Here is a 6,700-nt window from a genome sequence, read left to right as displayed (position 1 = left end):
CGCCTGACCGTCATTGCCCCATCCCCAAACGCTGGTTTTACTTTCAGTTTCGGAATAGCAGAGCGCAATCGTATGTCCGTTTCCGGCTGCAACCGATAACACTTTCATTCCGGGAATACTGATAAGTGTTGGAACATCTTTGTTGTTTAAATTGGCGTCTGCCAACTGGCCAACATAATTCATGCCCCAGCCGAACAGGGTTCCGTCTTCACATACGGCAAAAGAGGTGTCGCCTCCTGCATAAATGCCAACAACTTTTTTATCGCTTAACACGCTGATTAAAACAGGCGATGCTGCTTCTAAAACTGTATCAGCGTTGCCGGTTCCCAATTGCCCGAACCGGTTGTTTCCCCATGCATATACCTTACCGTCGTCAGTGAGCGCAAGGGCGTGCTCTTTGCCTGCCGCTACAGACTTCACACCGCTCAGAGTGGGAATAACAACAGGATTCGGCACGGTAAGGTCACTGCTTCCAATCCCTAACTGACCCGAACTGTTGCTGCCCCATGCATATACATTCCCGCTTAAATCGATAACATAGGAGCTGAACGCTCCAGCTGCCGCTTTGGCTGCCGGTTTTGTCATGCCGCTGTTTGTCTGCCCCATGCTGTTTCCGCCCCACGCCTTAACCGCAGCATTTTTGTTTGCGCCGATAATATGCGTTCTCCCGGCCGACAGTTGCTGAAACATATTTTCGCGCAAAATCACTCCGCCGGTTGTAACGCTGATATTCAGTGTTTTATCATAGGTTTCTGTATCTGCAAACAACGGTTTTACTGAAAAATCGTATGTTGTGCTGCCTGTAAGGTTCGATACAGTATAAGATGTTTGGTTTGGATTCATTATGGTATCAATTAGTTCATCATTTTTATATATTTCATATCCGGTTACGCCGTTGGTATCCAACGGGTTCCAGTTTAAAGTAGCTGCGCTTGACAAAACATCGGTAACTGTCAGTGCATTTTCTTCCGGCCACATAGTTTCCCCGGTTGTTACAGTAAAGTTTTTAATATACATTTCTAAATTCGGAACATCCGCCCCCAAATTTGAGGTAACAAGTACGGTTTGAAAGTAGGTTCCTCCTCCATTGTCAATAAATCCTTGGGGGATTATCTTGTCAGATTCTAAATACGGCATAACCTTATCTGCAATTTTCACAGAATACTTGTTATTGTCATAATCAACTGTGTATTCAAAATGATACCAGTCAAAAGCAGTTCCTATAAGAGTTTTCGGATAGAACATGTCATTATTGTTATTGGTAAATAATAAATGTCCGCCGTCTCCGCCGTTCACATAATGAAGAGAATAAAAAAGCTGGTTGCGCGGCAGCCTGTCTCCCATATTCGCCAAATCAGGAGCTAAACGGAATATAAAATCCGAAGCAAACACAGAGTGCGTGCAGTGAGGGGAATATTTTACATCAAAGGAGTAAACAACTTTTCCTGACGTAGGAATCGCATCATCTGTCATTTTTTTATATAAATCCAAATTTGCTCCGGCAGCACTCTTGCTTATTTTTATCGCACCGTCTTCATAGGTCACCTGCGGTGTATCAACGCTTCCGATTCCGGAATAGGAAAGATTCCAGTTGCCATCGTTGGTTCCCACATTAAGCGGTGTTCCGTCTGCTTTTTCTGAAAAATCATCTTTTACCAAATCCTTCATTCCTGCCGCATATGCCGGAAGCACCATCAAACCGATAAGCAAGAACGTAAAAATCATAATTCTAAAAACCCTTTTGCCAACCATTTTTCATCACTCTTTTCTATTAAAAATATAGTACAGCGGTGCTGTCCAAACGTAAATCTACCCTCCCTTTTTTAATCGTAAAATGAAAAATCTTGACTTCATCATATCACTTGTACTATAATGAGAACAACGGGCGTTTTTTTCTATTAAAGGGGGCGTTTTTGCTATGCAATATACGACGGAAAAATTAATCTCAGGAGAAACAAAAATAATGATTCACAGTGTAACAGGGAATGTTACAAACATGCATTCCCATGACTTCATAGAGTTTGCATATGTCAAGGGCGGCTCGGCAATTCATCACATTGCCGGAAAAGAAATTCCTATTAAAAAAGGAGATTATTTCATTATCGATTGCCATGCTGAACACGGTTATTCTCCGGATAAGAAAAAAGAAACATTAGAACTGGTTCATTGCTTGTTTTTTCCTGAAATTTTAGACGGCGCGCTCTCAAACTGTAAAAGTTTCAACGAACTTTTAAACTGCTATCTCATTCGATTCAATCGCTACCAGTTAAGAGAAATTCCCACGGAATATGTTTTTCACGACAGCGACGGAAAAATTTTGTCCCTGCTATACCGCATAGACCAGGAATCGGAAGAGAAACAAGCAGGTCACGTGGAGCTTGCGCGCTGCTACTTAATTGAGCTTTTGGTGCTTACGCTGCGCAAAATTTACACGCCCGCCAAGGTAATTCATAACGAAGTGGTAGCAAAAATAGTTGATTTTGCCGATAAAAATTTTTCTTCTAACATCTCACTGGACAAAATTTGTAGTGAAATTAATTACTCCCTTTCCTATATCAGCCGGAAATTTAAAGAGGAAACCGGAACGAACTTTAATAAATATGTGCAGCGCAAACGAATTGAACAGGCCTGTCACCTTCTGGTGACAACCTTAAAACCAGTTACGGAAATTGCCCAGGAAACGGGCTATTGCGACTATAAATTCTTTTTAAAAGTCTTTAAAGAAAACATAAAGGTGTCACCCAGAGAATTTCGAAAAATTCACAGGTAACACCTTTATAAACTGCTGTTTTTCTTCTTACTGTTTTTCTTCAATCAGTTTTCTAACCTGCGGAATACGGAACAGGAGAACCGCACCGATTATGGTGATAATCAATTCCGGCAGCATGTAGCTTCCGTTGTAGCAAAAAGAATAGAAAAAAACGTTCCAGCCCTCAGGGCAGAACACCGAGAACACAATGGAACCGGAAATAAAGTGCGATATAAAACGGATAACCAATGCCAGCGTAATTCCCGCACACATGCCAATGGTATCTTTTTTACGAAACAGGCCGGCTAGCCCCAGAGCGCCGAACGCAATGATATAGTCAAACATCAAACAGCCTGCCCAGGTGCCCGCCGTCATGCCATATCCCATGAGCTTGCCCGCATCTAAAGCAATTTGAACAAACGCATAAAGCGTGGAACAAAACAGCCCCCACTTGGTGCCGTAACAAATGGCAATAACCGCCACCGGCAGCATGCTTAAAAGCGTGATCGACCCGCCTAAGGGAAGCTCATAAACCTTCACTAAGCTTAGCACCGCGCTTAGCGCAATCATCACTGCACTTAACGTCAATTTTTTCGTTTCAATTTTCATTTGCGTCATTCCTTTTCTAAAAAAATAAGGTGCACCCAATTTGGGCACACCAAAAAGACGCTATCCTTCCTTCGTTGGCATTATCCAAATCAGGTATAAGGGTCGAAGATAACATCTTCCTCTCAGCCTATAACATAAGCTCCCCTGCTTCATTGTTTTTATCATACCATATTTTCCGTTCTTTGTCAACGCATTTCGACAAAAATACGGTTTTCTCCGGCCTTTCGGCATTTAATTCCGAAAACATCGGAAAACAGGCCGGCCTCCCAATAAATTTTGCCAAACCGGCGCAAGGTGCGGTTATCTAACGCAATGGCCTTTCCGTCAGATAAAAATAAGGTGTCACGGCGGCATACCGCCTCTTGTTCGCCAAGCTGGATAGCAAGCACACTTCCGTTCCAGTTTAGGCTGCCTCCAGCCGCGGTAACAACAGGTTCTAATGGCAAATACCACGAACCTTCGTTTTTCTCTGCCGGGTGCGTCAGTCTCATTCCATCATAAAAAATCTCGGGACTGCTCTTGCTCAAATAATACAAAACCGGTTTTTCAGGAAGATTATAATATTCATAAAAATAATTCAGAAAAAAACCGTCCTCATAAAACATATTATAGGCATAGGGATATGTAATGTCGGTGCATATTTCCGCAAACCCGTTTTTTTCATAGTCCATCACGCTTTTTTCGTTTTCTATTATCACTTCCCTGTTACTCCTGTAACCATCTATGGTCTGAGTCATACAGAAAACGCCAAGAACAAAAATAAGCATGCCCAATCCAAAAATCGGCGTACCACCCTTTTTGAACATACCTGTGAGCCGCACAAATAAGGATACAATACACACGGTTAACAGCATAATGGACGGCAGCATTGTCCTAAGATACGTAGAGGGCGCTTCAATTAAAACTACTTGTGCCGCCAAAGCCGCAAGCAAAAAGCATCCGGTTCCTCTGTAGATGTTAGATCCTAAAAAAGCAATTGCAGCAACCGCGGCAAACAGCAGACAAATGCAAAAAAGCACGGCGGATGCATATGGAAAAGTAACCGCGACAAAATAAAAAACTGCCAGCAAGCAGGAAACTGCGAATCCGCCTGACAATCCTTTTGGAAGCAATCTGTCCTTTAAGGATAATACAGCAATTAATACAAATAAAATAATAAAATATGGCGCAATGCCGTTCTTCCCCATCAAGCTGTCTGCCAAGGCAAAAAAAGACTGCGCCAGCCGTCCGGACTCAAAACTGCCTTCATAGGAAGCGCGGTAAAATGTGCCCGGCGCCAATAAAACAGTTGCATAACCTGCCAGAATGCAGAAAAACAAAGGCCAGCCACAAATTCCCCTCCTGCATTCTTTCCGTTTTTTCACCATCTCCGATATTGCAAGGGAAGCGCTCAATACACATGCCGCAGCCCCGCCCTGTTCAGTGGTGGCTCCGCATAAAAAACACAGCAAAAGGGTAAACCACCTTATTTTTCCAGCAGCAATCGTTCTGTGGTGCAGATAAAACGCCAAGGCGGCAAGGCATACCGGAAGCAGATAGTTCATGGAGCCTGTTATCCAAAAAAGTGTCTCCCGCGCAACCCGCATCGGAAGCAGCATTGTAATTGCCAGCCCTGCTAATATAAAATATATTTTTTGCGTGCGTTCTGCGTCCGCCAGCACGGTCTTTGCAGAACAATAAAAAAATGAAAACAGCATGAACGGGTTTAACACAGCAAATAGCTTTGTACCGAACATTAAAACGATCTCATCTATAAAATGCACCAGTGCTCGCCCGTTCATTGTTCTATAATGCTCCGCGGTACGCTGCCAAAATTCAGCCAATCCGCCGCGAAAAAAGATTGCGTAGTAAAAATCATCCGCATAAAAATAGGTTAATCCCGAAACAACCCCAAACAAAAGCAGTGCCGCTAAAATGAGAACACTGCCGGCGCCTCCTGCGGCGCGAGACCATTTGCCCATCTTAGTCCTCCAGAAATAAATGCCATAATTCTAATGAAAAATCTTTTGAACAGCCTCTTTTATATTTTTCATCATATACAAAGAACCCAAAGCGACAATTGCACGCATCCCATCAGCCAATCGCTTTGCCTGCATAACAGCATCTATATTATCAGGCTCTGCAAATACATTTGGAAAATACTTTTTTGCTGCCGACGCCAAATTTTCGGCAGTTTCTGCCCTAAGGCTGTCAACCTCCGTAACGATAATCGTGTCTGAAATGTCAGAAAGCAGTTCTAAGCATTTGGAATATTCTTTATCCTTCAGCATGCCAAAAACGCAAACCACCTTATTTCCATGAAGCATTTTCTTCGCTGCGTCAACAAAAGCACGCATGCCGTCAACGTTATGGGAGCCATCTGCAATCACGACAGGACTGCGGCTTAAAACTTCAAACCTGGCCGGCCATTTTGCCGTTTTCAAGCCATTTTGCACATCATCCTCCGAAATTATATAGCCCCGATTTTTCAATGCTCTAACAGCATTTATGGCTGTAATTGCATTGTAAATTTGATAGTCCCCAATCAGACTTGTTTCAAAAGGAACCCCATTGTAACAAAACATATTCCCTTCGAGGCCTGTTCGTTCAATTTTAAGGGAACCGGTATCCGCCACCGTCAGTTTACAGCCCATTGCTTCTGATGTTTTTTGAATAACAGCAAGTGCCTCTTTTGGCTGAAACGGATAACACACTACCGGGCAGCCGCGTTTTATAATGCCGCACTTATTTTCAGCAATTTCAGCAAGCGTATTTCCTAAATACTCCATATGGTCGTAACTGATAGACATAATCACAGTAACCAAAGGGGACGAAATCACATTTGTGGAATCCAGCGTTCCGCCTAGTCCCACCTCAATTACCGCCACGTCACATTTTTCCTCAGCAAAATAAAGGAACGCTGCGGCCGTAATCAATTCAAATTCTGTGGGGTGTTCAAAGCCTTCCATAAGCATTTGTTCTGTTGCAGCAACTACCTGTTCCATAACGCCAACGAGGCTTTCGTCAGATATAGAAACATTGTTAATTTGAATCCGCTCATTAAAATTATATATAAAAGGTGACGTATAAAGACCAGTTTTATAGCCCGCTCTTGCCAAAATATTTTCAATAAAAATTGAAGCCGAGCCTTTGCCGTTTGTTCCGGCAATATGGACAAACCTGCATTTTTCTTCCGGGTGCCCCAAAAGCTCGCACAGCTTTTTAATTCTTATCAAGTCCAGCCTTGATCCAAACTTTTTTGCTTTATTAATAAAGGCAGTAACGTCACGATATTCCATATCTTCCTCCAGTTTGTTTTGTTATATTTTAGTATAATACGCCATTTGTGTATTTGTCAATAAG

5 protein-coding genes and 1 riboswitch are annotated in these 6,700 nt (G+C 42.7%); of the genes, 1 reads left to right on the top strand and 4 read right to left on the bottom strand.

All coding sequences use genetic code 11. The annotated features are described in order from the left end of the window. Nucleotides 1-1,752, bottom strand: a 1,752-nt coding sequence (locus tag WIG73_RS08115) for a fibronectin type III domain-containing protein (protein ID WP_337400064.1), incomplete at its 3' end; no start/stop codon positions are given. Nucleotides 1,753-1,963: 211 nt separating this feature from the next. On the opposite strand from WIG73_RS08115, the gene WIG73_RS08110 reads away from it, so the two are divergent. Continuing rightward, a complete protein-coding gene (locus WIG73_RS08110; RefSeq protein WP_249313385.1) occupies nucleotides 1,964-2,770 on the top strand; it encodes an AraC family transcriptional regulator in 807 nt (268 codons plus the stop codon). Between the two features lie 27 nt (nucleotides 2,771-2,797). Here the strand turns inward: WIG73_RS08110 and WIG73_RS08105 are convergent, their stop codons facing one another. The 3 genes from WIG73_RS08105 to WIG73_RS08095 all read right to left on the bottom strand — a co-directional run bounded on the left by WIG73_RS08105 (nucleotide 2,798) and on the right by WIG73_RS08095 (nucleotide 6,636). Then, complete coding sequence (locus tag WIG73_RS08105) at nucleotides 2,798-3,358, bottom strand: energy-coupled thiamine transporter ThiT (RefSeq protein WP_337400063.1); 561 nt, start codon at nucleotides 3,356-3,358, stop codon at nucleotides 2,798-2,800. Between the two features lie 49 nt (nucleotides 3,359-3,407). Beyond that, nucleotides 3,408-3,514, bottom strand: a riboswitch (TPP riboswitch). Between the two features lie 29 nt (nucleotides 3,515-3,543). Next, a complete protein-coding gene (locus WIG73_RS08100; RefSeq protein ID WP_337400062.1) occupies nucleotides 3,544-5,319 on the bottom strand; it encodes a DUF6056 family protein in 1,776 nt (591 codons plus the stop codon). 30 nt (nucleotides 5,320-5,349) lie between these two features. Beyond that, the gene (locus WIG73_RS08095) at nucleotides 5,350-6,636 is read right to left on the bottom strand and encodes a folylpolyglutamate synthase/dihydrofolate synthase family protein (RefSeq protein ID WP_337400061.1); all 1,287 of its coding nucleotides are present in this window, start codon (nucleotides 6,634-6,636) and stop codon (nucleotides 5,350-5,352) included. Between the last annotated feature and the right edge of the window lie 64 nt (nucleotides 6,637-6,700).

The sequence above is a fragment of the Congzhengia sp. genome, assembly GCF_037235575.1.
In the GTDB taxonomy this organism is placed as follows: domain Bacteria; phylum Bacillota; class Clostridia; order UBA1381; family UBA9506; genus Congzhengia; species Congzhengia minquanensis.
This window is presented reverse-complemented; position numbering and strand designations above follow the sequence as displayed.